The 23,944-nt window shown below is 69.6% G+C and carries 19 protein-coding genes; 10 read left to right on the top strand and 9 right to left on the bottom strand.

Features of this window, described 5'->3' with window-relative positions:
- Positions 1 to 21 precede the first annotated feature (21 nt).
- Entirely contained in the window at positions 22 to 1,044 is a 1,023-nt protein-coding gene (locus OC159_RS05570) for an MBL fold metallo-hydrolase (RefSeq protein WP_265500159.1), read from the bottom strand.
- Positions 1,041 to 2,738, bottom strand: a complete 1,698-nt coding sequence (locus OC159_RS05565; protein WP_265500158.1) for an acyl-CoA dehydrogenase — start codon at positions 2,736 to 2,738, stop codon at positions 1,041 to 1,043. Before OC159_RS05565 ends, OC159_RS05570 begins: the two co-directional genes overlap by 4 nt.
- A gap of 111 nt (positions 2,739 to 2,849) precedes the next feature.
- Here OC159_RS05565 and OC159_RS05560 point away from each other — a divergent pair, with 111 nt between their 5' ends.
- Positions 2,850 to 3,797, top strand: a complete 948-nt coding sequence (locus OC159_RS05560) for an L-threonylcarbamoyladenylate synthase (RefSeq protein ID WP_265500157.1) — start codon at positions 2,850 to 2,852, stop codon at positions 3,795 to 3,797.
- Between the two features lie 65 nt (positions 3,798 to 3,862).
- Here the strand turns inward: OC159_RS05560 and OC159_RS05555 are convergent, their stop codons facing one another.
- The gene (locus OC159_RS05555; RefSeq protein WP_265500156.1) at positions 3,863 to 5,290 is read right to left on the bottom strand and encodes a Glu/Leu/Phe/Val family dehydrogenase; all 1,428 of its coding nucleotides are present in this window, start codon (positions 5,288 to 5,290) and stop codon (positions 3,863 to 3,865) included.
- A 258-nt stretch (positions 5,291 to 5,548) separates the two neighbouring features.
- Here OC159_RS05555 and OC159_RS05550 point away from each other — a divergent pair, with 258 nt between their 5' ends.
- From OC159_RS05550 to OC159_RS05540, 3 genes are read left to right on the top strand one after another with little or no spacing between them, the layout of a single operon-like run.
- Positions 5,549 to 5,959, top strand: coding sequence for a hypothetical protein (locus OC159_RS05550; RefSeq protein WP_265500155.1), 411 nt, complete (start codon positions 5,549 to 5,551; stop codon positions 5,957 to 5,959).
- Positions 5,960 to 5,964: 5 nt separating this feature from the next.
- Entirely contained in the window at positions 5,965 to 6,249 is a 285-nt protein-coding gene (locus OC159_RS05545) for an I78 family peptidase inhibitor (protein ID WP_265500154.1), read from the top strand.
- 49 nt (positions 6,250 to 6,298) lie between these two features.
- A complete protein-coding gene (locus OC159_RS05540) occupies positions 6,299 to 6,631 on the top strand; it encodes a DUF2794 domain-containing protein (protein WP_265500227.1) in 333 nt (110 codons plus the stop codon).
- A 23-nt stretch (positions 6,632 to 6,654) separates the two neighbouring features.
- On the opposite strand, the gene hrpB is transcribed toward OC159_RS05540, so the two are convergent.
- Positions 6,655 to 9,135 carry an ATP-dependent helicase HrpB gene (gene hrpB, locus OC159_RS05535; protein ID WP_265500153.1) on the bottom strand — a complete coding sequence of 827 codons (2,481 nt, stop codon included), beginning with the start codon at positions 9,133 to 9,135 and terminating at the stop codon, positions 6,655 to 6,657.
- 156 nt (positions 9,136 to 9,291) lie between these two features.
- Here hrpB and OC159_RS05530 point away from each other — a divergent pair, with 156 nt between their 5' ends.
- Positions 9,292 to 10,662, top strand: a complete 1,371-nt coding sequence (locus OC159_RS05530) for a YcjX family GTP-binding protein (protein WP_265500152.1) — start codon at positions 9,292 to 9,294, stop codon at positions 10,660 to 10,662.
- The gene (locus OC159_RS05525; protein ID WP_265500151.1) at positions 10,659 to 11,723 is read left to right on the top strand and encodes a YcjF family protein; all 1,065 of its coding nucleotides are present in this window, start codon (positions 10,659 to 10,661) and stop codon (positions 11,721 to 11,723) included. Before OC159_RS05530 ends, OC159_RS05525 begins: the two co-directional genes overlap by 4 nt.
- A 605-nt stretch (positions 11,724 to 12,328) precedes the next feature.
- Here the strand turns inward: OC159_RS05525 and OC159_RS05520 are convergent.
- Together OC159_RS05520 and OC159_RS05515 are read right to left on the bottom strand one after the other, a co-directional pair.
- Positions 12,329 to 12,784, bottom strand: coding sequence for a GNAT family N-acetyltransferase (locus OC159_RS05520; protein ID WP_265500150.1), 456 nt, complete (start codon positions 12,782 to 12,784; stop codon positions 12,329 to 12,331).
- Complete coding sequence (locus OC159_RS05515) at positions 12,784 to 14,262, bottom strand: MORN repeat-containing protein (protein WP_265500149.1); 1,479 nt, start codon at positions 14,260 to 14,262, stop codon at positions 12,784 to 12,786. The genes OC159_RS05520 and OC159_RS05515 overlap by 1 nt, the downstream gene beginning before the upstream one ends.
- Before the next feature lie 122 nt (positions 14,263 to 14,384).
- On the opposite strand from OC159_RS05515, the gene OC159_RS05510 reads away from it, so the two are divergent.
- Positions 14,385 to 16,043: an NAD+ synthase gene (locus tag OC159_RS05510; RefSeq protein WP_265500148.1), complete on the top strand. Its 1,659-nt coding sequence runs from the start codon at positions 14,385 to 14,387 to the stop codon at positions 16,041 to 16,043.
- 2 nt (positions 16,044 to 16,045) lie between these two features.
- Here the strand turns inward: OC159_RS05510 and OC159_RS05505 are convergent, their stop codons facing one another.
- Positions 16,046 to 16,744 (bottom strand): hypothetical protein, encoded by a 699-nt coding sequence (locus tag OC159_RS05505; RefSeq protein ID WP_265500147.1) that lies wholly within the window; start codon positions 16,742 to 16,744, stop codon positions 16,046 to 16,048.
- A 76-nt stretch (positions 16,745 to 16,820) separates the two neighbouring features.
- Complete coding sequence (locus OC159_RS05500; protein ID WP_265500226.1) at positions 16,821 to 18,443, bottom strand: MFS transporter; 1,623 nt, start codon at positions 18,441 to 18,443, stop codon at positions 16,821 to 16,823.
- Between the two features lie 443 nt (positions 18,444 to 18,886).
- Between OC159_RS05500 and OC159_RS05495 the strand changes: the two genes are divergently transcribed.
- From OC159_RS05495 to OC159_RS05485, 3 genes are all read left to right on the top strand, one after another.
- Complete coding sequence (locus tag OC159_RS05495) at positions 18,887 to 19,834, top strand: L,D-transpeptidase (protein ID WP_265500146.1); 948 nt, start codon at positions 18,887 to 18,889, stop codon at positions 19,832 to 19,834.
- Between the two features lie 124 nt (positions 19,835 to 19,958).
- The gene (locus OC159_RS05490; RefSeq protein WP_265500145.1) at positions 19,959 to 20,723 is read left to right on the top strand and encodes a hypothetical protein; all 765 of its coding nucleotides are present in this window, start codon (positions 19,959 to 19,961) and stop codon (positions 20,721 to 20,723) included.
- Positions 20,724 to 20,754: 31 nt separating this feature from the next.
- Entirely contained in the window at positions 20,755 to 21,699 is a 945-nt protein-coding gene (locus tag OC159_RS05485; RefSeq protein ID WP_265500144.1) for a lytic transglycosylase domain-containing protein, read from the top strand.
- A gap of 27 nt (positions 21,700 to 21,726) precedes the next feature.
- On the opposite strand, the gene OC159_RS05480 is transcribed toward OC159_RS05485, so the two are convergent.
- Complete coding sequence (locus OC159_RS05480; protein ID WP_265500143.1) at positions 21,727 to 23,928, bottom strand: primosomal protein N'; 2,202 nt, start codon at positions 23,926 to 23,928, stop codon at positions 21,727 to 21,729.
- Positions 23,929 to 23,944: the final 16 nt, after the last annotated feature.

Here is a 23,944-nt window from a genome sequence, read left to right as displayed (position 1 = left end):
TAGCCGATACGGGCGGCCCTGTCACGCCCCCCACAGCACCGCACCATCCCTTTCGCCGACCGGGCGGATCACCCCGGCCCGATAAAGATGGTTCACATGGGCCACGGCCTCGACCATGGCCAGGCCGAACTCTCCGTCGCCGATGCGGCGCTTGAAGAGGACGTCGAAACAGCCGACGGCGGTGCGCGGCCCCGCGGCCAGCGCGTCGGTCAGGCGCGACAGCGCGGTCAGGTGATTCTGGATCAGCTGGGACAACCGGAAGGGCAGGCCCGTGAAGGGCAGCTTGTGCCCCGGCAGCACCAGCTGGTCGTCGCGCGCCAGCCCCAGAAGTCGGGTGCAGCTTTCCAGCCATTCGCCCACCGGGTCGGCCAAAGGCTCGGTCGCATAGACGCCCAGGTTCGGCGAGATCGAGGGCAGCAGCTGGTCACCGCCGATCACAAGGTTGTCGTCCATCGACCAGAAGGTCGCGTGGCAGGGCGCATGCCCGTGCCCCATCGCCACGCGCCAGCGGCGGCGGCCGAAGGCGGCTATGTCTCCCTCGGACAGGCGGGTGAACCCCAAAGGCAGCGGGTGCACGACGTCCGAGAAGTTGAACGGACGCTCGGCCTTGCGGCGGGCCAGCAGGTCGGCGGGCATCCCGGCGCGGCGCCAGAACTTCAGCGCCTGCGGCGAGGCCGCGTCCTGCACGTCAAGGATCAGCATCCGCGCCATCAGCCAAGCGGTGCGGCTGATCATCAGCTCGGCCCCGTCACGGTCCTGGAACCAGCCCGCAAGGCCGATATGGTCGGGGTGGTGATGCGTCCCGATCACGCGCCGGACCGGGCGACCCTGCAGCGGGCCATCCCGCAGCCCGTCCCAGATCGCGCGCCCACGCCGGCTGTCAAAGCCCGTGTCGACGATGGTCCAGCCCTCGTCATCCTCCAGCGCATAGACGTTGACATGGTCCAGAGCCATCGGCAGGGGCAGCCGCATCCACAGGACGCCCGGCGCGACCGTGACGGCCTCGCTCTCTGCGGGTGGTGTGGGATGCGGCGTGCGGATCATGCCGCGTGTTCGCCCGCCAGCGCCGCATCGTCAAGCGCCAGCAGATCGGCCACGCCCGCCTGCACCTCGGCCAGATCGCCGACGTAGCGGGGCAGGACGCGCGCCAAGAAGACCCGCGCCAGCGCCTGATGGGCAGCACCCCCGGCGACCGCCGCGCGCAGGTGGTAATGCCCGCCCAGCACCCGCGCGAAGGCCGTCAGGTAGGGGACCGCGCCGGCGAAGCGGTCCGGCATCTCGCGCTCCAGCAGGGCGTGGGTCGCCTCGCGCAGCGTCTCGGCCGCCTGCCACAGCTGGTGGGCAAGGTCCGGGTGCGCGGATTGCGCGGCCTTGGCGCCGTCCGCGACCTCATCCAGCAGGCGCAGGGCGGCATCGCCACCGTCGGCCAGCTTGCGCCCGACCAGGTCCATCGCCTGGATGCCGTTCGTCCCTTCATAGATCGAGGTGATGCGCACGTCGCGCAGGTACTGTGCCGCGCCCGTCTCCTCGACATAGCCCATGCCGCCATGCACCTGCACGCCCATGTCGGCCACCCGGATGCCGACATCGGTGCCATAGGCCTTGGCGATGGGCGTCAGGAAGGCCGCGCGGGCGGCGTGTTCGACTTCTCCGGTCGCGCGGGCCATGTCGATTGCGGTGGCGCAGCCCAGGCCGATGGCGCGGGCGGCAAAGACCTCGGCCCTCGCGGTGGCCAGCATCCGGCGCACGTCGGGGTGCCGGATGATCGGCCCCATCTGGCTGCGGTCGGTGGCATAGGCCACGGCCTTCTGCAGCGCCGCCTCGGCCACGCCGACGCCCTGCATGCCGACGCCAAGGCGGGCGACGTTCATCATCGTGAACATCGCGGCCATGCCCTTGTGCTCCTCTCCGACCAGCCAGCCCGTGGCGCCCTCATAGGACATCACGCAGGTCGGGCTGCCGTGGATGCCCAGCTTCTCCTCCAGGCTGACGACCTTGAGGCTGTTCGCCACGCCCGGATTGCCCTCGTCGTCCGGGATCAGCTTCGGCACCATGAAGAGGCTGATGCCCCGCGTGCCCTTCGCGGCCCCCGGCAGGCGGGCCAGCACCAGGTGGCAGGTGTTCGCGGTCACGTCGCTGTCGCCCCAGGTGATATAGATCTTCTGTCCCCTGATCCGGTAGGTGCCGTCGCCCGCAGGTTCCGCCCGCGTCGTCAGCGCGCCCACATCGCTGCCCGCACCCGGTTCGGTCAGGTTCATGGTTCCCGACCATTCGCCGCCGATCAGCTTGGGCAGATAGAGCGCCTTCAGCTCGTCGCTCGCGTGATGCTCCAGCGCCTCGATCTGGCCCTGCGTCAACAGCGGGTTCAGCTGCAGTGCAAGGCAAGCGCCCGACATCATCTCGGCCACGGCCATGTTCAGCGCCTGCGGCAGGCCCATGCCGCCGTATTCGGGATCTGCCGACACGCCGACCCAGCCGCCGTCGGCAATCGCCCGAAATCCTTCGGCAAAGCCCGGAGAGGATCGCACCACCCCGTTTTCCAGCCGCGCCGGATGCTCGTCCCCAGCCCGGTTCAGCGGCGCCAGCACATTCTGGGCCAGCTTTCCGGCCTCGGACAGGATCGCGGTCGCGGTCTCGGCCGTGGCCTCGGCAAAGCGAGAGGTCGCGGACAGGTCGCCAAAGGGCACGACATGGGACAGGATGAAGTCGATCTGCTCGACCGGGGCCTTGTAGCTCATCGGGTTCTCCTCCTGGCGCCTTGGCATCGGGGCCTCGCGCAACTATGAACGGCGGTCAGGCGGCATCTTGGGCCGCCATTCCTTCAGGCTCAACCGGAACCCCGCGTCACGATGCAGACCCTGCGACTGTTACCCGATAGCCCCGGACTGGCCCGCGCCGCCCGGCTGCTGGCAGAGGGCCAGTGCGTCGCCATTCCGACGGAAACGGTCTACGGCCTTGCCGCCGACGCCCGCAACGGAGAGGCGGTCGCCCGCATCTACCAGGCGAAGGGGCGTCCCAGCTTCAATCCGCTGATCGTGCATGTCGCGGACCTTGCCGCGGCCGAGGCCCTGGGCCAGTTCGACGCGCAGGCCCGGCTTCTGGCCGACCGCTTCTGGCCCGGCGCGCTGACGCTTATCCTGCCGCTGCAGGCAGACAGCGGCATCGCGTCCCTTGTGACGGCGGGGCTGCAGACGATCGGCTTGCGTGTGCCCGCCCATTCCGCCGCGCAGGCGCTGCTGCGGACCAGCGGCGCACCACTGGCGGCACCGTCAGCCAACGCGTCGGGGCGGATCAGCCCCACAAGCGCCGACCACGTGCTGGCTGCGGATGGCGGGCTGAGGGGGCGGATCGCTGCGGTTCTGGACGCCGGCCCCTGCCCTGTGGGCGTCGAATCAACCATCGTCGGCTGGCCGGACGGCCGCCCGGCCCTTCTCCGGCCCGGAGGGATTGCCGCCGAAGCCATCGAGTCCGTTCTGGGCCAGCCCCTGGCCGCGCATCACGCCGATCCGTCAGCCCCCAGCGCGCCCGGCCAGCTGACCAGCCACTATGCGCCCAAAGCTCCCCTGCGCCTGAACGCCGAGCCGCAGGCCGGAGAGACCCACCTGACCTTCGGCCAGCCCGGTCCCTTCAGCCTGTCCGACAGCGGCGACCTGGCGCAGGCAGCGGCGCGCCTCTTCGACCTCCTGCGCCGCGCTGACGAAACCGGCCGCCCCATCTCGGTTGCACCGATCCCGGAACACGGCCTTGGCGCGGCGATCAACGACCGCCTCCGCCGCGCCGCCGCCCCCCGGAACTGACTTCTTCTTTGCCCAAATACCCCGGGGGAATCGCCGCAGGCGATGGGGCAGCGCCCCCTGCCCCATTACAGCCCCAGCGAGTGATAGACGTTCGAGATGCGCCGGATCGCCACGACATAGGCCGCTGTCCGCATGTCGGTGACCTTCGGATTCGACATCCACACCTCCTTCATCTTCTTGAAGGATTCGCGCATCGTGTCGTCCAGGCCGGATCGGACCAGGTCCAGCTCGTCGGCGCCATGCAGGAACGCCTCCTTGAAGCCCCGAGCCAGTTCGAAGTTCGTGCCCGTATCCGCCGAGATCCGCTCCAGCTCCTCGACCAGCATCCGGGCGCGCGCCTCCTCGTGGCGGCGTTCGAGGCGGCCCAGGCTGATCTGCGACAGGTTCTTGACCCATTCGAAGTATGACACGGTCACGCCGCCGGCGTTCGCGTACATGTCGGGGATGATGACGATGCCCTTGCGGCGCAGGATCTCGTCGGCATCTGCAGTCACGGGGCCGTTCGCGGCCTCGATGATCAGCTTGCACTTTATCCGTTCGGCATTGCCGGCGTGGATGACGCTTTCGACCGCTGCCGGGATCAGGATGTCGCAGTCATCCTCCAGCGCGGCCAAGCCGTTCTCGCGATAGTCGCCGCCGACAAAGCCCTTGATGCCGCCGGTGGCGCGGATGTGGCCGCGCAGCGCGTCGATGTTGATCCCCTGCGGGTTCACGATGGCGCCGTCGCGTTCGATCACGCAGGTGACCAGCGCGTTGTCCTCGGCCGACAGGAACTGGGCGGCGTGGTAGCCCACGTTGCCCAGGCCCTGCACGATGATCCGCTTGCCGGCCAGCGTGCCCGTCAGTCCCGCCTTCTTCATCACGTCGTCGTGGCGGAAGAATTCCCGCAGCGCGTATTGCACGCCCCGGCCCGTGGCCTCGACCCGGCCGTCGATGCCGCCCGCATGACGGGGCTTGCCGGTGACGCAGGCCTTGGCGTTGATGTCGTCGGGATGCAGCCGCTTGTAGGCGTCGGCCATCCAGGCCATCTCGCGCTCGCCCGTGCCCATGTCGGGCGCCGGCACGTTCTGGCTGGGCGAGATCAGGTTGCGGCGCGACAATTCATAGGTGAAGCGGCGGGTGATCCGCTCCAGCTCGTCCTCGTTCCAGGCGCGGGGGTCGATGCGCAAGCCGCCCTTCGACCCTCCGAAGGGCACCTCGACCAGCGCGCACTTATAGGTCATCAGCGCAGCCAGCGCCTCGACCTCGTCCTGGTTCACGTCCAGCGAATAGCGGATGCCGCCCTTCACGGGCTCCATGTGTTCCGAATGGACCGAGCGATAGCCCGTGAAGGTGTGGATCTGGCCGCGCAGCCGCACGCCGAAGCGGACGGTATAGGTCGAGTTGCAGACCCGGATCTTCTCCTCCAGCCCCGGCGCCAGTTCCATGAGCCCGGCGGCATGGGTGAACATGCGTTCGACAGATTCCCGGAACGAGGTGGTGTTGACGGACATGGCTGCTTTCCTCCTGATGTCATCGCAGGCCGTTGCGCCCCGACGCTAGGCCAAAGCGCCGCGGGCCGCCACCACCGATGGCGCTAGCAGCCCCCGCGACGACCTGTGGCATTCCTGCGATGATCGAAACGTGATTGAGGCGGCGGCTTCTCAAGCGGGATGGCTGCTTCTATGCTGGGGCAAGAACAAGGTCCGAAACAGGACCGGCAGAGGTGACGGGCGATGATCTGCAAAGTATTGATTGCAAAGACCGCTATGGTGGCGGTCGTTGGGGTGATTTCGGGCTGCGCCTCATCAGGTTACCGGATGCCGCCGTCGGCAGGTGCCGCACCCTATGCCGCGCCTGCTGCGCCCGCGCCCTACGCAGCCGCCCCCTATGCTGCGGCCCCCTATGCCCCCGCGCCGGCGCCCGTCATGCCAGTGGCCGCCCCGGCACCCACGCCGGTCGACGGCATCAGCGGCCTGACCGAACGTGAGCCCGATCTCTGCGGCGCGCGGGCGCAGTCCGCGGCCGTCGGCCAGCCCGCCAGCGCCATTCCCGGGCTTGGATTGACCAAGACCTATCGCGTGGTCGAATATCGCGGGATCGAGCCGCAGACCTACGACCCCAACCGGATCGTCTTCCGCCTCGACGCGGCAGGGATCATCACCAAAATCGATTGCGGATGACAACAATGCGCCAGACAGCTCTTCTTCTGACCCTCTCGGCAGGCCTTCTTGCCGCCTGCGAACCCGTGCCCGTTCAGCCCGAAGCCCCTGTCGAGGCGCCCGACCAGTGCGGGGCCGAAGGCTACCAGGGCCTGCTCGGCCAGCCCCGCGACGTGCTGGAGCGGATGAACTTTCCGCTGAACACCCGCGTCATCGGCCCCGAGGACATGGTCACCGCCGACTTCCGGCCCGACCGCCTGAACATCGAATACGCGCCGAACGGCCGGATCTCGAAAGTCAGCTGCTACTGATCCGAACGGCATTGATTTGCGGCGGACGGGGTGTCACCATCCCGTCATGATGACTGCAAGCCCGCCGTTCCAGGCCGATCCCGACCGCGTCGTCTTCGACCGCAAAGAGCTGGGCCTGATCCTGTCGACCTATGGCCGCTTCGTCGCGGCCGGCGAATGGCGCGACTATGGCATGTCCTTTCTGCGCGACGTCGCGATCTTCAGCGTCTTCCGCCGCGCCGCCGAACACCCGCTCTACCGCATCGAGAAACGCCCGCGCCTGCGCAGCGCCCAGGGCGCCTATGCGGTGATCGGGATGGACGGCCGCGTTCTGAAGCGCGGCCACGACTTGACGCAGGTGCTGCGGGTGCTGGACAGCAAGCTGATCCGCGCCGTCGATTAGCCACCGGCGACGATACCGCCGCGTCACGTCCCGCGCGGCTTGGCTCGCAGCGTCGGATCGGCGGCCGTCGGATCCTCCGGCCAAGGGTGACGGGGATACCGCCCGCGCATGTCCTTCCTGACATCGGCATAGGAATTGGCCCAGAAACCCGGAAGGTCCATCGTCACCTGCACCGGGCGCTGCCCCGGCGACAGCAGGGTGATGCGCAGCGGCCTGCCGCCCACCACCGGATGGCGCGTCACGCCGAAAAGCTCCTGCAGGCGCATTTCGATCGAGGGCTCTTCGCCGTCATAGTCGATGGGTACCCGCCGCCCCAGCGGGGTCGTGAAATGCCCTGGGACGTCGCGGTTCAGACGCTGCTGCCCCTCCCAGCCAAGGCGCGCCTTCAGCGGCTCCGACAGGTCCAGCGCCCGCAGGTCCGACAGCGTGCGCACGCGTCCCAGCCAGGGCAGCAGCCAGTCGCCCTCCGCCAGCAGAGTGGCGTCATCCACGGGCGCCACCTCGGCGCCGGACGCATGCAGCAGCGCGATCCGCGCCCGCAGCCGCGCCGCGGGCGGGCTCCAGCGCAGCCCGTCCTGCCGCAGCCCCTCCAGTGCCGCCAAGGCGATCGCCTCGGCCGAGGCCTCGGGCCAAGGGCGTTCGGACAGGACCAGCGCCCCGAACCGCTCCTGCACGCGAGCCAGAACGCGGCCCTCGCGGCGCGACCACTCGCACAGCTCCACCATCTCGATCCGGTCACCATGAAGTGCCCGCAGTTCGGACTCATCCAAGGGTGCGGCCAGCCGGATGCGGGCCTCGCGCTGATCGCCATCCAGGTCCAGCGCGACGATCAGGCGCTGAGCTGCCAGGGCATCGGCGTTGTCCATCGCCGCCCCCTTGCCGCCCGACAGAACATAGCGGGCGTCGTCGCCCCGCCGCCGCAGCCCGATGCGGTCGGGATAGGCCAGGGACGCCATCGCCCCGACCGAGATCGCCCCCTGCTCGGCGCGCCGCAGGGGGGGTGCGGGGGGGACCCTGTCCCCCCCGCCGTCGCGGGACGCAACAAGCCGCCCAAGGCGCTTTGCCTCGGTGCGGATGCGCTCCACGACCGCACGGTTTGCCTCCACACCATGCCGCGCGGATGCCCCCCGCAGATCGCGGATCGCCTCCAGCCGCGGCGAAAGGTCGACGCCGATGCCGCGCAGGGGGTCGCGCTCGGACAGCAGCGCCGCCAGCTCGGCCGCCCGGGGGCCAGCGCGGACCAGCATATGCGCCAGACGCGGGTGCACCGGCAGGCCGGCCAGCAACCGCCCATGATCGGTGATCCGGCCGCCGTCCACCGCCTCCAGCGCCTCCAGCAGGGTCCGCGCCTCGACCAGCGCCCCCTCGGGCGGAGGCGTCAGGAAGGCCAGCTCGCCTGGCTCCGCGCCCCAGGCCGCCAGTTCCAGCGCCAGCCCCGACAGGTCCGCCACGGCGATTTCGGGCGGCGCGAAGGCCGGCAGCGCACCTTCCTCGGCCCGCGCCCACATGCGATAGCAGATGCCCGGCGCCACACGGCCCGCGCGCCCGCGCCGCTGGCCGGCCTCGGCCCGGCTGACCCGCTCGGTCACCAGCCGCGACATGCCGCTGCCGGGATCGAACCGCGCCCGGCGCGCGCGCCCCGCATCGACGACGACCCGCACCTCGGGGATGGTCAGCGACGTCTCGGCGATGGCCGTGGCCAGCACGATCCGCCGCACCGCCCCCGGCGGGGCCAGCGCCGCCCTCTGCGCCGCCGCCGGCAGCGCCCCGAAAAGCGGCAGCACCTCGCAGCCCATCCCGCCCAGGGCGCCCGTCACCCGCCTGATCTCGCCCTCGCCGGGCAGGAAGGCCAGGATCGTGCCGCCCGTGTCCCGCGTCTCCTCCTCGGCCCGGCCGATCAGCCGAGCCGCCTCGTCGATCAGTCGCGCGCCCGCTGGCAGGGGGCGGTCCAGCCACCGCGTCTCGACGGGGAAGGCCCGGCCCTCAGACGTCACCACAGGCGCGTCGTCCAGCAGCGCGGCCACCGGACCTGCATCCAGCGTGGCCGACATGACCACCACGGCCAGATCCTCGCGCAGCGCGCCCCGCGCCTCCCACACCAGGGCAAGTCCCAGGTCGGCATTTAGGCTCCGCTCGTGGAACTCGTCAAAGATCACGCAGCCGACGCCCTCCAGCGACGGGTCGGACTGAATCATCCGCGTCAGGATGCCCTCGGTCACCACCTCGATCCGCGATCCGCGCACCGCTTCGCCGCGCATCCGATAGCCGACGCGCCTGCCCACAACCTCGTCCAGGGTCGCGGCCAGCCGCTCGGCGGCGGCGCGGGCGGCCAAGCGCCGCGGCTCCAGCATCAGGATGCGGCCTTGGACCTGGTCCATCAGCGCCAGCGGCACCCGCGTCGTCTTGCCTGCGCCCGGCGGCGCCACCAGCACCGCCCGCCCGTGCCGGGCAACGGCGTCGCGAAGGGCGGGCAGGACATCGTCGATCGGCAGCGCATGTGACATGCGCCCGCTGATACCGCCCTGCGACCGGGCAGCACAATCGGCAATCCCGCCATTGCCAGCCGTTCCCCCTGGCCTTAGCCATTTCCCGGCAGGTATCGTCCGAACCATCCGCGCCACCGGGCGTTGTGTGGCGCGGCAGGAACGACAGGGGCGGCAATGGGCATCCGAAGCGACGTGATGGAGGGGCTCGGCCTCTCGGACCCGGTGGTCCGCATCGGAGTGACCGGGCTGTCGCGGGCGGGCAAGACGGTGTTCATCACCTCGCTGGTCGCGAACCTGCTGGAACGGGGGCGGATGCAGTCCCTGCGGGCGGCCGCGGACGGGCGGCTCAAGGCGGTCTGGCTGCAGCCCCAGCCCGATGACACGATCCCGCGCTTCGACTTCGAACGCTATCTGGCCGCGCTGACAGGCCCGACGCCGCACTGGCCCGAGGGCACGCGCCATGTCAGCCAGCTGCGCCTGTCGCTGCGCCTGGAAGGCGGCGGTCTTTTCGGCGGCCTGCGAGGTGCGCGGACGCTGCATCTCGACATCGTCGATTATCCCGGCGAGTGGCTTCTGGACCTGCGCCTGATGGGGCGTGACTTCGCCCAGTGGTCTGCCGAGGTGCTGGAACGAATCGCCGGCCGCCCCGGCGCCGACCGGTTCACCGCCGCCCTGGCCGCCCTGCCGCAGGGCGACAGCTTCACCGAACCGCAGGCCCAGGAACTGGCCGACATCTATACCAACCACCTGAATGCATCCCGCGAGGCCGGCTGGTCCGACTGCACCCCCGGCCGCTTCCTGATCCCCGGAGAGCTTGCCGGCTCACCGGCGCTGACCTTCGCGCCGCTGCCGCCCGAGTTGTTGGACGGCAAGCTGGGCCGCGAATTCCGCCGCCGCTTCGACGCCTACAAGTCCCGCGTGGTGAAACCCTTCTTCCGCGACCACTTCGCGCGCATCGACCGCCAGGTGGTCCTGGTCGACGTGCTGGGCGCAATCCGCCAGGGCCCGCAGGCGGTCGAGGACATGCGTCGTGCCATGGCCGACATCCTGTCGGCCTTCCGCCCCGGCCGCGCGGGCTGGCTGGGCCAGCTGCTGGGCAGCCGCCGGGTGGAACGCATCCTTTTTTCCGCGACCAAGGCAGACTACCTGCACCACGTCCAGCACAACCGCCTGACGGCGATCCTGTCCTCGATGCTGAGAGAAGCGCGCGACCGCGCCGACTTCCAAGGCGCCCGGACCGAGGCGATGGCCATCGCCGCCCTGCGCGCCACGACCGAAGAGATGATCACGCAGGGCGAGGACGAGCTTCCCGCCGTCCGCGGCCGCCTGGTCGATGGCCGGCAAGCCGCCTTTTTTGCGGGCGAACTGCCCGCCGATCCCGCGATGCTGCTGCATCCGGCGCGGCAGGGGGCAGAGGCCTGGCTGGACCACGACTATGCCATCATGAACTTCGCCCCCGCACCGCTGACCACCCGGCCGGGCGACGGGCCGCCCCATATCCGGCTGGACCGCGCGGCCGAATTCCTGATCGGAGACCGGCTATGAGCGACGACCCCAAGCGCCCCCGCCGCCCGGTCATCCTGGACCTCGACGCCGCCGCGGCCGCCCCGACCCGCGGCCCGCAGGTGCGCACGCCCACCGACGACGCGCCCAGCCCCGCCGATGCCCCGCCCATCGACGCCAGCGACGCCCCCCTGCCCCGCCCCCGCACGATGGAGATGGTGACAAGGCTGGTCGGGCGCGGGCCATCCCGACTGACGCGCTTTTTCATCAACAGCGGGGTCGCCCTCTTCACCTTCCTTCTGGGCGTCGCGGCGCTGGATTTCATCAACCGCCTGCTGGTCAGCTATCCGCTGCTGGGCTGGATCGCGGTGGCGCTGTTCGCGCTGTTCACGCTGGCCTGCCTGGGGATGGCGCTGCGCGAATGGTGGGCGTGGCGACGGCTGGGGCGGATCGATCACCTGCAGCGCCAAGCGGGCGCGGCGCTGGCCGAGGACAGCCTGGACCAGGCGCGGGCGGTCACCGACGGGCTGGTGGCGCTGTTTTCGCGCCGGGCCGACCTTCAATGGCAGCGCGACCGCCTGGCCGAGCGGCGGGCCGAAACCTTCGACGCCCATACCCTGCTGACCCTTGCCGAGACCGAGCTTCTGGCTGGCCTCGACCAGCAGGCGCGGCGGGAAATCGAGGTCGCCGCCCGCACCGTCGCCGCAACGACCGCGCTGGTGCCCTTGGCCTTTGCCGACGTGGCGGCGGCGCTGGCGGCGAACCTGCGCATGATCCGCCGCATTGCCGAGATCTATGGCGGGCGCGCCGGTGCCGTCGGCGGCTGGCGGCTGGCCCGAACCGTGATGACCCACCTGATCGCGACCGGAGCCGTCGCGGCGGGCGACGACCTGGTGCACACGATGGCCGGCGGCGGCATCCTGTCCAAGCTGTCGCGCCGCTTCGGCGAGGGGCTTGTGAACGGCGCCCTGACCGCCCGCGTCGGCATCGCCGCCATGGAGGTCTGCCGCCCCCTGCCATTCCTGTCGCAACCACGCCCGAAGGTCGGCAACCTGATCGGCCGCGCCCTGACCGGCCTCTTCGACGATCAGCGGGGCGGCTGACCCCGCCCTGCCCTGCTGCCGATCAACTTGCGCGGCCGTGCCCTGTACCGACCGTGGCGGACCCCTGATCGGCATCTGGCGTTCCGGAAAGCTCCTCGCGTCCCATTCCAAAGCCGCCTCGGATTTGGGCATCAATATCGCAGAGGGCCGCACACCGCCGACAGACGACAGACGACAACACAGCGTTCGGTCATCCGTTCAGCCCGCCGAAAATGTTGCGCCACGCCCGGATGATGCGGACCGGCGCATGCCGCGCCATCTATGGACCATGAAAACTGGCTCCGGCCACCATGCGCCGACAGCCGGATGACCAGAGGTGGAAACATCGGCACGGCGCACCATCCGGCAGTTCCACGATGCTGAGCCGATCTGTCAGGCTGCAAGCCGATCCAGCCGGCTTGAGTCCGCGCGCAAGCCGCTCCTGCACGAGCGCGTCTTCGATCCTCAAGACGGCAGCTGGCACAGCTGGCCGCAAACGCGCCTTGGAACGAACCAAGACGTTCGCGCGACCCGTTCCGCAGGTCCGTGCGCCGCTGAGAGGTTGCGAACCAAGGCCCCCGTGGCACCTCTGCCGTTCCACCCCCGATGAACCGCGGCGCGAGTGTTCAAACCTGGTCCAGGGTCAGCTTGTAGCCCAGGTGCGATGCAACGAAGCCAAGGCTGTCATAGAACCGGTGCGCATCCTCGCGCGACCGGTCGGTCGTCAGTTGCACCATGGTGCAGCCTTCGGACCGGCAGCGCCCGATGGCCCAGAGGATCATTCGCCGCCCCAGCCCGCTGCCGCGATGGTCGCGATGGATGCGGACTGCCTCGATCTGGCCGCGCCGGGCGCCGCGACGCGACAGGCCGGCGATGAAGGTCAGCTGCATTGTGCCGATGACGCGGCCGCTGTCCTCGAGCACGCAGAGATATTGGTTCGGATCGGCATCGATGGACGCGAAGGCGTCGCGATAAGCTGCGATGTCGCTTGTCTCTCGGGCGGCGCCAAGGGGGTCGTCGGCCAACAGCGCCACGATGGCAGGCAGGTCGGCGGCGACAGCGCGGCGGAAGACCGGGGCCATCAGGGGGTGGTGCCGCTTTCGACGGGCAGCTCGGGTGCCTCGGCGGGCGCGGCGTCCGAAGGCTGCACATCGGACGCCGGCGCATCGGCCGGGGTCTCATCGGCATCGACCAGGCGGTTGTCTTCCCATTCGCCCGAGGCGACCTGGCCGGTGGCATAGCGCATGACGCCCTGGCCCTGCCGCTTGCCCGCCGCGAAGTTGCCCTCGTATCGGTCGCCGTTGGCATAGGTCGCGACGCCCGCGCCGTCGATCTCTCCGGCCTTCCAGCCGCCTTCGTAGACGAAGCCGTCGGGCGTCGTCAGCCGCCCTTGGCCTTCGCGCAACCCGTTCACGAAGCTGCCGGTATAGACCGTGCCGTCGGGATAGGTCGCCTGCCCTTCACCGTGGCGCTGGCCGTCCTTCCACGCGCCGGAATAGACATAGCCGTCGGGATAGGACATGCGCCCCTGCCCCTCGTTCCGGGCGTTGCGGAAGCTGCCCTCGTAGACCATCCCATTGGCGTAGGTCGCCTTGCCGTCGCCGTCGATCACGCCTTCGACCCACTGGCCCTCGTAGGTGGACCCATCGGCATAGGTGATCTTGCCGGTCCCGTGCGGGCGGTCGGCGCGCATCTGGCCCAGATAGATCGAGCCGTCGGGATAGGTGATCTGGCCGCGGCCCTGCATCCGCCCCTCGGCCCATTCGCCGACATAGACATAACCGTCGGCGCCGGTGAATGTGCCTTGCCCGTGGCGGCGGTCGTCGGCGAATTCGCCGTCATAGACGTCGCCATTGGCGTAGGTCGCGACGCCCGTGCCCTGGCGGCGACCGCCCTCCATCTGGCCCTCGTAGCGGTCGCCGGTGGGCTGGACCAGGACGCCGTTGCCCGACATCTGGCCGGCGGCCCAGATCCCCTCATAGGTCAGCCCGTCGGCCATCACCAGCTTGCCCTGCCCCGCCCGCTGGCCGGCCAGCATGCCGCCTTCATAGGTCGCGCCATCGGGATAGGTGATCTTGCCCTGGCCTTCCTTGACGCCGCCCTTCCAGTCGCCTTCGTAGCGATAGCCGTTGGCCTGAGTCAGGACGCCCTTGCCCTCGTGCAGGCCCTTGACGAACTGTCCTTCGTAGACGGACCCGTTGGCATAGCGCGCGATGCCATTGCCGGTGATCTCGCCCTGCACCCACTCGCCCTCGTAGGTGCCGCCGTCGGCATAGGTGATCTTGCCCTGCCCGTCCGGCTTGCCGCGCGCGAACTGCCCTTCATAGACCGAGCCGTTCGGAAACTGTGCCCGGCCCTGGCCCATGATCTGGCCCTCGACCCAATCGCCCTCGTAGCGATAGCCGTTCGGCAATTCATAGCTGCCGCGCCCGTGCTGCACCCCGTTGCGGAACGTGCCCTCGTAGACGCCGCCGTCGTCGTACTGCTTGGTGACGACCTGCGCGCCCGCCGCCCCTGCCAGGACCGCCAGAACCATCGCCGTGCCGAGTGCCGCTTTCATCCGCCTGTGCCCTTGCCCGTGTTTGCGGCAGGTGTAGCGCAGCAGGCGCCCGCACGCAAAGCCTGACTTTTCCTCTCGGTCGCGATCCTCTATCCCTCGGAGCGATCCAGAGGGGACAGACCATGACCGACCGCTTCCGCCTGACCATCGGGCAGTTGAACGCAACCGTTGGCGACCTGGAAGGCAATGCCGCAAAGGCGCGCGCCGCCTGGGATCAGGCACGGGCGGCCGGGGCGGACATGCTGGCCCTGCCGGAGATGTTCATCACCGGCTACCAGACGCAGGACCTGGTGCTGAAGCCCGCCTTCACCGACCAGGCCGTGGCCGCCCTGATGCAGCTGGGCACGTCGCTGGCGGACGGCCCCGCGATCGGCATCGGCGGTCCCTGGCGTGACGACGGCAAGCTTTATAACGCGTGGTGGGTCTTCCGGGACGGCGCGCTGGTGGCGCGGGTGCTGAAGCACCACCTGCCCTATCAGCAGCTTTTCGATGAATTGCGGCTGTTCCAGTCGGGACCGATCAGCGGCCCATATCCGGTCGCGGGCGTCCGCCTCGGCAGCCCGATCTGCGAGGACGGCTGGTATCCCGACGTGGCCGAGACGCTGGCCGAAACCGGGGCCGAGATCCTGGTGGTTCCCAACGGCAGCCCCTATCACCGAGAGAAGCTGGACCTGCGGATGGGCCACATGGTCGGCCGCGTGGTCGAAACCGGGCTGCCGCTGGTCTATGTGAACCTTGTCGGTGGGCAGGACGACCAGCTCTATGACGGGGCCAGCTTCGTGCTGAACCCCGGCGGCAGGAAGGTTGTCCAGTTGCCCGCGTTCCAGGAGGCCATCGCCCACGTGGATTTCCTGCGGACGGACGATGGCTGGCGGGCCGAACCCGGCCCCATGGCGCCCCAGCCCGACGCGTGGGAGCAGGACTATTTCGCGATGATGCTGGGCCTGCGCGATTACCTGTGCAAGTCGGGCTTTTCCAAGGTCGTGCTTGGCATGTCGGGCGGGATCGACAGCGCGCTGGTGGCCACCATCGCCGCGGATGCCATCGGCCCGGAAAACGTGCGCTGCGTGATGCTGCCGTCGGAATACACCTCGCAGGCCAGCCTGGACGATGCCGCCGACTGCGCGACCCGACTTGGCGCCCGGCTGGACACGGTGCATATCGAGGGGGCGCGCGACGCCGTGGGCGACGCGCTGGCGCATCTGATGGAAGGGACCGCGCCCGACATCACCGAGGAAAACATCCAGTCGCGCCTGCGCGGCGTGATGCTGATGGCGATTTCCAACAAGTTCAACGAGATGCTGCTGACCACCGGCAACAAGTCAGAGGTCGCGGTCGGCTATGCCACCATCTATGGCGACATGGCGGGCGGCTATAACCCGATCAAGGACCTCTACAAGACGCGGGTGTTCGAGACCTGCCGCTGGCGGAACGAGAACCATCGTGACTGGATGCTTGGACGCCCCGGCGAGGTGATCCCGCCGCGGATCATCTCGAAGCCGCCTTCCGCCGAGTTGCGCCCCGACCAGAAAGACGAGGATTCGCTGCCCCCATACGAGGTTCTGGATGCGATCCTGGACGGGCTGGTCGAGAAGGACCTGTCCTTGGCCGACCTGATCGCGCAAGGCTTCGACGCGGACACGGTCCGGCACGTCGAACGGCTGCTCTATGTCAGTGAGTGGAAGCGGTACCAGGCCGCGCCGGGGCCGCGCATATCGACCCGCGCGTTCTGGCTGGACCGGCGTTACCCGCTGGTCAACCGCTGGCGCGACAGGATCTAGGGTCAGAACTCGATCCAGGTGCCCAGCCTGAAGGCCCTTTCGGCAGGCCCCGAGACGGGATGGACCATCCCCAGTTCGATCTGCACCGGCCCCGGCGCGTCCAGAACCACCGACGACATCAGCCGGGCCGAGAACGCCTCGTCCTGGCGCTCCTCCAGCCACAGGCTGTTGATGACCATCAGCCCGTCGCGCGGGCGCAGGCCCAGGGTCAGGTCGGTCTTGACCACACGCTCGGCCGTCAGGAAGCTGGCGGCGAAGGACGGGCGGACCGGTTCGCGCGGGTCGGCGCCGCGTCCGGTCATCTTGCCCAGCACCTGCGCGGTGAGCCAGCCGCCGCCCCATCGGTTAAACCCACGGCCCCAGGACAGGCTGCCCTGCACCACGGGCAAGACGTCGTCGCCGCGCCGGATCACGCCCGCCCCCGACTGCAGTGCGAACCGGTTCGGCCCCTGCCCGTCGTCCAGCGCGCGCTGCAGCCACACGATGGCGCTCGTCTCGGCCTGATCGGCGCGCCCGATTTCGATCCCCAGAGTGGTGCGGGGCGTCAGCCCGTGTTCGACGTAGAGCGCGCCATAGGCGTTGCCCGCGCGGTTGTGTTCGCCCGACAGCGACAGGAATGTTTCGCCGACCTCGCGCGGCCACGGCCCGGCAAGGGCCACGACCGGAAAGGACAGCGACAGGATCAGGGCAAGTCGGATCATTTCCCGGCCTTTCGCGTCATCGGTCGCGCCAAATCTGGCACAACCCGCGCGTGCAGGCGAGGCGGAATCATCCGGCTCAGGGGATCTCGATCTTGCCCATCAGCGGCACGTCGTCCTGGGGCCCGACGCTGTGGCGTTCGATCATGCGGTGGACCAGCGGGTCCCCCTCGCCCTGGTGGAGCGCGCGCAGCGACACCGCGACCTCGGCATCCGTCTTGGTCCGCCGCAGGTTGTGGCGCACGTATTCGTCCCAGGTGGCGATATGATAGCTTTCGCTCCACTGATCGGGATGCTCCAGGTCGCGCAGCAGCGCCCAGTTCCGCGCGCCGTCCCGGCGGCGGATATTGCGCCGCTGCCGCATCAGGCGCAGGAATTCCGGCACGTCGGCCTGGGCGATGCGGTAGTCGACCATCACCATGATCGGTCCTGACCGCCCGCGCAGGTCCAGGCGCAAGGCGGGTTCCCGGAACCGGTTCACGGGGTCGAGGTCGACGGTCCCGAACTCTGGCGCGCGCAGCCAGAAGCCCAGAAGCGCCCCCAGGATCAGGACGAACCCGGCCGTCGTCAGCGCGCTGTCCAACCCCTGCGCGCCCGCCATGGCGCCCCATGCCCAGGCCCCCGTCGCCATGCCGCCGAATGTCGCGGTCTGATAGAAGGCCAGCGCCCGCGCCACGACCCAACGCGGCGTCGACAGCTGCACCGTCACGTTGAACAGCGACAGCGCCAGCACCCAGGACGCCCCTGCCGGCAGCAGCGCCGCAGCGTGCAGCCAGACGGACTCGGTCTGGCCCAGCACCAGTGCCGCCACCGCGAAGCCCGCGAAGGCCATGCGGACGACATGTTCGTTATCCATGCGCGCGCGGATGCGCGGGTTCAACAGCGCCCCGGCAATCGCGCCGATGCCATAGCAGCCGAGCAGCCCCCCAAACAGCAGCGATCCGCCCTCGGGGTGGCTCTTGGCGACCAGCGGCAGCAGCGCCAGCACAGAGATTGCGGCAAAGCCGAAAAGCGCCCCGCGCAGCATGACGCGCATCAGGTTCGGCGACAGCACCACATAGCGCAGCCCCGCGCCCATCGCGGCCATGAACGGCTCGGGCGTTGTGACGCGCGGCGCCAGTTGCGGCTTCCAGCGCAGCATCGCACCCACCAGCGGCAGATAGGAGAGCGCGTTGACCGCGAATGCGACGGCGGCGCCCAGGGTGGCCACGATCAGACCGCCAGCCGCGGGACCCACGCTGCGCATCAGGTTGAAGCCGACCGAGTTCAGGCTGACGGCCGCCGGCAGATCCTTTCGGCTGACCAAATCGCCCATGCTGGCCTGCCATGGCGGATTATAGACCGCCTGCCCCGCGCCCAGCAGGAAGGTGAAGGCCAGCAGAAGCCACGGCGTCAAGGCGCCCGACCAGGCCACGACCGCCAGCGCGACCGACACGGTACACATGAAGATCAGCGCCGCCGTCAGCAGCGTCTTGCGGTCGAAGATGTCAGCCAGCGCGCCCGAAGCGATGGCAAGCAGCATGACCGGCAGCGTGTTCGACGCCTGCACAAGCGCGATCAACGTCGCGCTGTCGGTCAGCTGCGTCATCAGCCACGCCGCCCCCACGGCCTGCACCAGCCCCCCGAAGTTAGAGATCAGCGTCGCGCCCCAAAGCAGGCGGAAATCGCGATAGCCGAAAGGCGCAAGCGCGCCGCGGGGCATCGCGGGGCCGGGCGGCGTCGGGTCGGTAGAGCTTGTCACGTGAGACCTTTTGAGGTGACCGGACAGGTCCGGCGTCAGGAGAAGTTAGGCCGCAACGGGTGGGCCGGCAATCGCGCCACGGCAGGTCATTGCGCCGAACCGGCAACATCTTGCAAGGATACCGCCGCCTTGCGCCGTGTGCCGATGAAACCGGAACGCACGTCAAGTTGTTCCCCTGACGCACGAAGTTGACCAGGCTGACACCGCCGCGCCACATCGGCCAGACACAATTGCGCCAAGGATCGACCGAACCTTGGCGGCGGGGTTGACGCGGCTCGGCACTGGGCCTCATGGAACGATGTGCGAATCGCGAGGCGGGTCCGGCCCGTCCGGCGATGGAATCAAATGCTGCCTCGTGTCCGCCTCTGCCGGCGGATCCGGCGATGAACAAGGAATGTGCAACGATGCGCCTCGCTTTTCTCTTCGCGGCGCTGGCCCTTGGGCTGGCGGCTTGTGGTCCCAGCCAGGAAACTGCCGCCCCCGCGCCGCAGGGGCCGGTGGAGGTTCCGGAAATCTACAAGGCCCGCGTCGATGAAGGCCCGGACGGCCAGCCGATCCCGATTCAGGCGGTGCGCCCGGCATATCTGACGGACCGCAACATGCGCCAGCTTGTCCCCTATAACGGGTCCGAAGCGCCGGGCACGATCGTCGTCGATCCCTATGCGCGCGTACTATATCACGTCCAGCCCGGCGGGCAGGCGATGCGCTATGGCGTCGCGGTCGGTCGCGCCGGCAAGGGCTTCGAGGGCCGCGCCACGATCGCGCGCAAGGCCGCCTGGCCCAGCTGGCGTCCCACCGACAACATGCTGCGGTCCGAACCCGAGCTTTACGGCCAGTTTGCAGGCGGCCTGCCCGGCGGCCTGCAGAACCCGCTCGGCTCGCGCGCGCTCTACCTGTACCAGGGCGGGACGGACACCTATTACCGCATCCACGGCACGCTGGACCCGTCCTCGATCGGCAAGGCCACCTCGGCCGGCTGCATCCGCCTGTTCAACCAGGACATCATCGACCTGTTCGAGAACGTCCCGACCGGAACCGAGGTCGTCGTGCGCTCCGAGGCGCTGAGCGTCCAGATGGAAGGGCCGATGGTCGAGACCCCCGAAGGCTATGTCGTGCCCGCAGGCCAGGTCGCGCCGACGACGGACGGCGTCGTGACGGTCAGCGGATCGCCGGTCGAAAGCGCCGTGCCCGCGCAGATGCAGACGCAGGCGCAGCCGGTCATGGACCCCTATGCGTCGATGTCGGCGACGCAGGTCGCAGCCCCCGTCGCACCGGCTGTCGTCACCGATCCCTTCGCCACGGCGGACGCAAGCTTCGTCTCGCCTGTGGAAAGCGCCGTACCCATGCGCTGATCGCGGTCTGACGCATGTCATCGAAGCAGGCGCCGGGCGTCGTCCCGGGGCCTTTCCATTTGCAAAACCGTGGCCTCACCGGCAAGGTCATGCGCAACGCCACCTTTGCACCAAGGGTCCCGCAATGCCGAATTACGCCAAGCGCGAGCAGGAACTGCTGAGCGCGGATCAGCTTGCGCTGATCAAGGGAAGCCGCCAGCCGGCGATCGGCCAACTGAGCGAAGTCGAGCTTCAAGAGACGGCCGTGCGGCTGCGTAACCTGCGCGACGAGGCCGTGGTCGCCAAGAAGGACGAAGAGGCCGGGATCTTCCGCGCCGCCATCCGCCGCCTGGACGCGGAGCGCCGCAAGCGCGGACTGCCCACGGTGGCGCAGGCGCCCGTCGCACCGAAACCGCCGGCCAAGCCGGCTTCGGTCAAGCGCAAGCCCGCGACACAGACGCGCAAGCCCGCCGGTCGCAAGTCGGCCGAAACGCGCAAGACCGATCTGCGGACCGAGCCTCACCGGGTGCCGAAGCCGAGGGTGGCCCCTGCCGAAGCTGCACCCGACACCTCGGCCGCACCGATGCCCGAACCCCATGCCGAGAGGGCACTGAAGCAGGCAACACGCAAGGCCGACAGGGACGCCGCGAAAGAGGCCGCCAAGGCCGAGCGCAAGGCTGCCCGCAAGGCCCAGAAGGACGCCGAGAAAGCCGTCGAGAAGGCGCGCAAGGATGAGGCCAAGGAAGCCGCGAAGGCAGAGCGGAAAGCCGCCCGCAAGGCCCGGAAGGCCCGCGAGAAAGAGGCCGCCAAGGCGTCTCTGGCTGCCCAGCACGAGGTGAAGGCGCCGAAATCCGACAAGGCGGCGAAGGGCGACAAGAAGAAGGCCCGCGGCGGCAAGAAAAGCAAGTAGGCCCGTTCTGTCTCGGCAACGGATATCGCGGATGGGCCGGATTCGGCGGGCGGCGGTCGGCCTGGTGCCGGCGATTGCGCTGTGCCTGTCGATAGGTCAGCCAGCTTGGGCGCGCGCCGCCGTGGATGCGGTACACGGCCGCCCCGCCCCGCGCGTCTCCGAGGATCGCCGCTGCAGCGACGACGGCCGCGACTGCATCGCCAAGGCTACCTATGCCGCCGATGTCTGCAAGCTGATCGAGAGAAACGCGTCCGAGCACGGCCTCGACCCGGCGTTCCTGGCGCGGCTGCTGTGGAAGGAGAGCCGGTTCGAGCCCTCGGCCATCAGCCCCGCCGGGGCCATCGGCATCGCCCAGTTCATGCCGGGCACGGCCGACCTCTACCGGCTGGACGACCCGTTCAACCCGGCGCAGGCGATCCGCAAGGCTGCCTGGTACCTGGCCGCCCTCAGCGAACGGTTCGGCAATATCGGCTTGGCTGCGGTGGCCTATAACGGCGGCGAGAATCGCGCGGCGCGCTTTGTCGCGCTGCAGACCACGCTGCCCTTCGAGACGATCGACTATGTCGAGGCGATCACGGGCTTCAGCGCCCATCGGTGGCGCGACAACCCGCCCGCGTCCGAAGATCTGCGGCTGGCGCTGGCCGCCGACCTGCCCTTCCGCGCCGCCTGCGAGAAGATGGCCGGCGACCGCAGCCTGCGCGAGTTCACGACACAGCCGCCGGTCATGCCCTGGGGCGTGATCGTGGCCAGCCATCCCAGCCAGGCGGGCGCCGCCCAGCAGGTCGCGCGGCTGAACCGCACTCTGCGCCCGATCCTCGAGGACGGGGCCCGCGTCGGTTATGTCCGCAAGCGGATGAACGGCATGCCGCGTCCTGTCTATACAGCGCAGGTCGGCTATGGTTCCCGGACCGAGGCCGCGCGCTTCTGCACCCGCTTCAAGACGCTCGGCGGCCGCTGCATCGTCCTGAGGAACTGACGGTTTCCCACAAGACGGGCGGCTCTTCTACAGGAAGCTCTGCGGGTCGATATCGACCGACAGCCGCATGTTCGTGGGCAGCTTGACTGCGCCCAGCCAATCCGCGATCGCCGCCTGCAACGGTGCCTGGCGCGGTGCCCGGATCAGCATCCGCATCCGATGCCGGCCCCGCACCCGCGCGATGGGTGCCGGCGCCGGTCCCCACAGCTCGGCCCCCACATCGGCCAGCGGCATCGCCAGCCCCGCCAGGTGGCGGGCGAAATCGGTCACCGCGCCAAAATCCGGATGCGACAGGATGATCCCCGCCAGCCGGCCGAAGGGGGGCATTCCGGCGGCCTGCCGCCCGGCCGCCTCGGCATCCCAGAAGGCCTCGTCCTGACCTGACAGAATCGCCCGGATCACGGCATGGTCGGGCTGATGCGTCTGCAACAGCGCGACGCCGGGCGCGGCCCCCGACTGCCGCCCGGCACGCCCCGCCACCTGGCGCATCAGCTGAAAGCTGCGTTCCGCCGCACGCAGGTCCGCCCCCTGCAGGCCCAGGTCGGCATCCACCACGCCCACCAGCGTCAGGCGCGGAAAATTGTGTCCCTTCGCCACGATCTGCGTGCCGATGATGATGTCGGTGTCGCCATCCGAGATCGCGGCAATTGTCTCCTTCAGTGCCCGCGCCGAGTGGAACAGGTCCGACGACAGGACCGTCGCCTTGGCATCGGGAAAGCGCGCTGCGACCTCCTCGGCGATGCGTTCCACGCCGGGGCCGATGGGGGCCAGCTTGCCCTCGACCTCGCAGGACGGGCAGGCGGTCGGGATGGACCGCGTTTCCCCGCATTGGTGGCAGACCAGACGGTTCTGGAAGCGGTGTTCGACCATCCGCGCGTCGCATTGGTGGCAGCCGATCTGCTCGCCGCAGGCGCGGCACACCGTCACCGGCGCGAAGCCGCGGCGGTTGAGGAAGATCAGCGACTGTTCGCCCTTTTCCAGCCGCGCCGTCACCGCCTTCGCCAGCGTCGGGGAAATCCAGCGCCCCGGCTCCATCGCCTCGGCGCGCAGGTCGATGGCGGCCATCTGCGGAAGCTCTGCCTCTCCGTAGCGGCTGCGCAGGTCCAGCCGGGTGTATTTCCCGGCCGCCGCATTCACCCAGCTTTCCAAAGACGGCGTGGCCGAGGCCAGCACCACCTGCGCTTGTCCGATGGATGCCCGAAGCACTGCCATGTCGCGGGCGCTGTAATAGACGACGTCTTCCTGCTTATAGCTGCTGTCATGTTCCTCATCGACGACGATCAGGCCCAGGTCGCGGAAGGGCAGGAACAGCGCGGACCGTGCGCCGACGACCAGGCCGACCTCGCCCCGCCCGGCCATGTGCCACAGGCGCCGACGTTCGGTGCGGGTGATGCCGCTGTGCCATTCGCCCGGGCGTGCGCCGAACCGCGCCTCGACCCGGTCCAGGAACTCGGCCGACAAGGCAATCTCGGGCAGCAGGACCAGCGCCTGCCGCCCCTGCGCCAGGCATTCGGCCACGGCCTCAAGATAGACCTCGGTCTTGCCGGACCCGGTGACGCCGCGCAGCAGCGTCGTGCCATAGCCGCCGCCCCGGATCGCCCCGCGCAGCGCGTCGGCGCCCGCCTGCTGGTCGGCGGCCAGCGGCTTGCCGGGCAGCGTAGGGTCGAGGCGCGGATAAGGCTGGTCGCGCGGCGCCTCGATCTCAGCCAGGGCGCCCTGCGCCACCAGTCCCTTGACGACCGAAGTCCCGACGCCCGCCAGCTGCGCCAGCTCGGACGCGGCAAAGCTGGCCCCCCCGTGGTCGGCCACGACCTGCAGGACGCGGGCGCGGGCCTCGGTCTGGCGGCTGACCTCGCCCGACCCCGGCACGATGATGCGGCGCGCCGCGGGGGGCTGGTCGATGTCGGGCGCGCGCGTCGCCATGCGCAGCATCAGGGGCAGAGGCGTCAGCGTGTAGTCGGCGGCCCGCGTCAGGAAGTCCAGGAAGCCGGGGCTGAAGGGTTCCGCGTCCAGAAGCCGCGCGACGGGGCGCAGCTTGGCCAGATCGAAATCGCCCGTGCCCTCGCCCCAGACCAAACCAAGCACGCGGCGCGGACCCAGCGGCACCAGCACCAGCTGGCCCTGCCTGACGCCGCCTTCGGGCGCCAGATAATCCAGCACACCCACGGGTTCGCAGGTCAGGACCGCGATCCGGTCGCGGGGGGCGAAGAAGGCGGGGGCGCGGTTCATCGCCCACGATAAAGAC

The sequence above is a fragment of the Paracoccus beibuensis genome, assembly GCF_026162625.1.
GTDB classification, from domain to species: Bacteria; Pseudomonadota; Alphaproteobacteria; order Rhodobacterales; family Rhodobacteraceae; genus Paracoccus; species Paracoccus beibuensis.
Note: the sequence above shows the minus strand (reverse complement) of the source record. Positions and strands in the feature narration are given on the sequence as shown.

What these genes read in the sequence shown, in the direction of transcription:
- OC159_RS05495 (WP_265500146.1), top strand. Translation starts at nt 18,887, where the DNA reads ATGCGCCTCGCTTTTCTCTTCGCGGCGCTGGCCCTTGGGCTGGCGGCT.
- OC159_RS05525 (WP_265500151.1), top strand. Translation starts at nt 10,659, where the DNA reads ATGAGCGACGACCCCAAGCGCCCCCGCCGCCCGGTCATCCTGGACCTC.
- OC159_RS05500 (WP_265500226.1), bottom strand. Translation starts at nt 18,443, where the DNA reads ATGCCCCGCGGCGCGCTTGCGCCTTTCGGCTATCGCGATTTCCGCCTG.
- hrpB (WP_265500153.1), bottom strand. Translation starts at nt 9,135, where the DNA reads ATGTCACATGCGCTGCCGATCGACGATGTCCTGCCCGCCCTTCGCGAC.
- OC159_RS05515 (WP_265500149.1), bottom strand. Translation starts at nt 14,262, where the DNA reads ATGAAAGCGGCACTCGGCACGGCGATGGTTCTGGCGGTCCTGGCAGGG.
- OC159_RS05540 (WP_265500227.1), top strand. Translation starts at nt 6,299, where the DNA reads ATGACTGCAAGCCCGCCGTTCCAGGCCGATCCCGACCGCGTCGTCTTC.
- OC159_RS05485 (WP_265500144.1), top strand. Translation starts at nt 20,755, where the DNA reads ATGGGCCGGATTCGGCGGGCGGCGGTCGGCCTGGTGCCGGCGATTGCG.
- OC159_RS05510 (WP_265500148.1), top strand. Translation starts at nt 14,385, where the DNA reads ATGACCGACCGCTTCCGCCTGACCATCGGGCAGTTGAACGCAACCGTT.
- OC159_RS05565 (WP_265500158.1), bottom strand. Translation starts at nt 2,738, where the DNA reads ATGAGCTACAAGGCCCCGGTCGAGCAGATCGACTTCATCCTGTCCCAT.
- OC159_RS05505 (WP_265500147.1), bottom strand. Translation starts at nt 16,744, where the DNA reads ATGATCCGACTTGCCCTGATCCTGTCGCTGTCCTTTCCGGTCGTGGCC.
- OC159_RS05490 (WP_265500145.1), top strand. Translation starts at nt 19,959, where the DNA reads ATGCCGAATTACGCCAAGCGCGAGCAGGAACTGCTGAGCGCGGATCAG.
- OC159_RS05520 (WP_265500150.1), bottom strand. Translation starts at nt 12,784, where the DNA reads ATGGCCCCGGTCTTCCGCCGCGCTGTCGCCGCCGACCTGCCTGCCATC.
- OC159_RS05555 (WP_265500156.1), bottom strand. Translation starts at nt 5,290, where the DNA reads ATGTCCGTCAACACCACCTCGTTCCGGGAATCTGTCGAACGCATGTTC.
- OC159_RS05480 (WP_265500143.1), bottom strand. Translation starts at nt 23,928, where the DNA reads ATGAACCGCGCCCCCGCCTTCTTCGCCCCCCGCGACCGGATCGCGGTC.
- OC159_RS05545 (WP_265500154.1), top strand. Translation starts at nt 5,965, where the DNA reads ATGCGCCAGACAGCTCTTCTTCTGACCCTCTCGGCAGGCCTTCTTGCC.
- OC159_RS05560 (WP_265500157.1), top strand. Translation starts at nt 2,850, where the DNA reads ATGCAGACCCTGCGACTGTTACCCGATAGCCCCGGACTGGCCCGCGCC.
- OC159_RS05530 (WP_265500152.1), top strand. Translation starts at nt 9,292, where the DNA reads ATGGGCATCCGAAGCGACGTGATGGAGGGGCTCGGCCTCTCGGACCCG.
- OC159_RS05570 (WP_265500159.1), bottom strand. Translation starts at nt 1,044, where the DNA reads ATGATCCGCACGCCGCATCCCACACCACCCGCAGAGAGCGAGGCCGTC.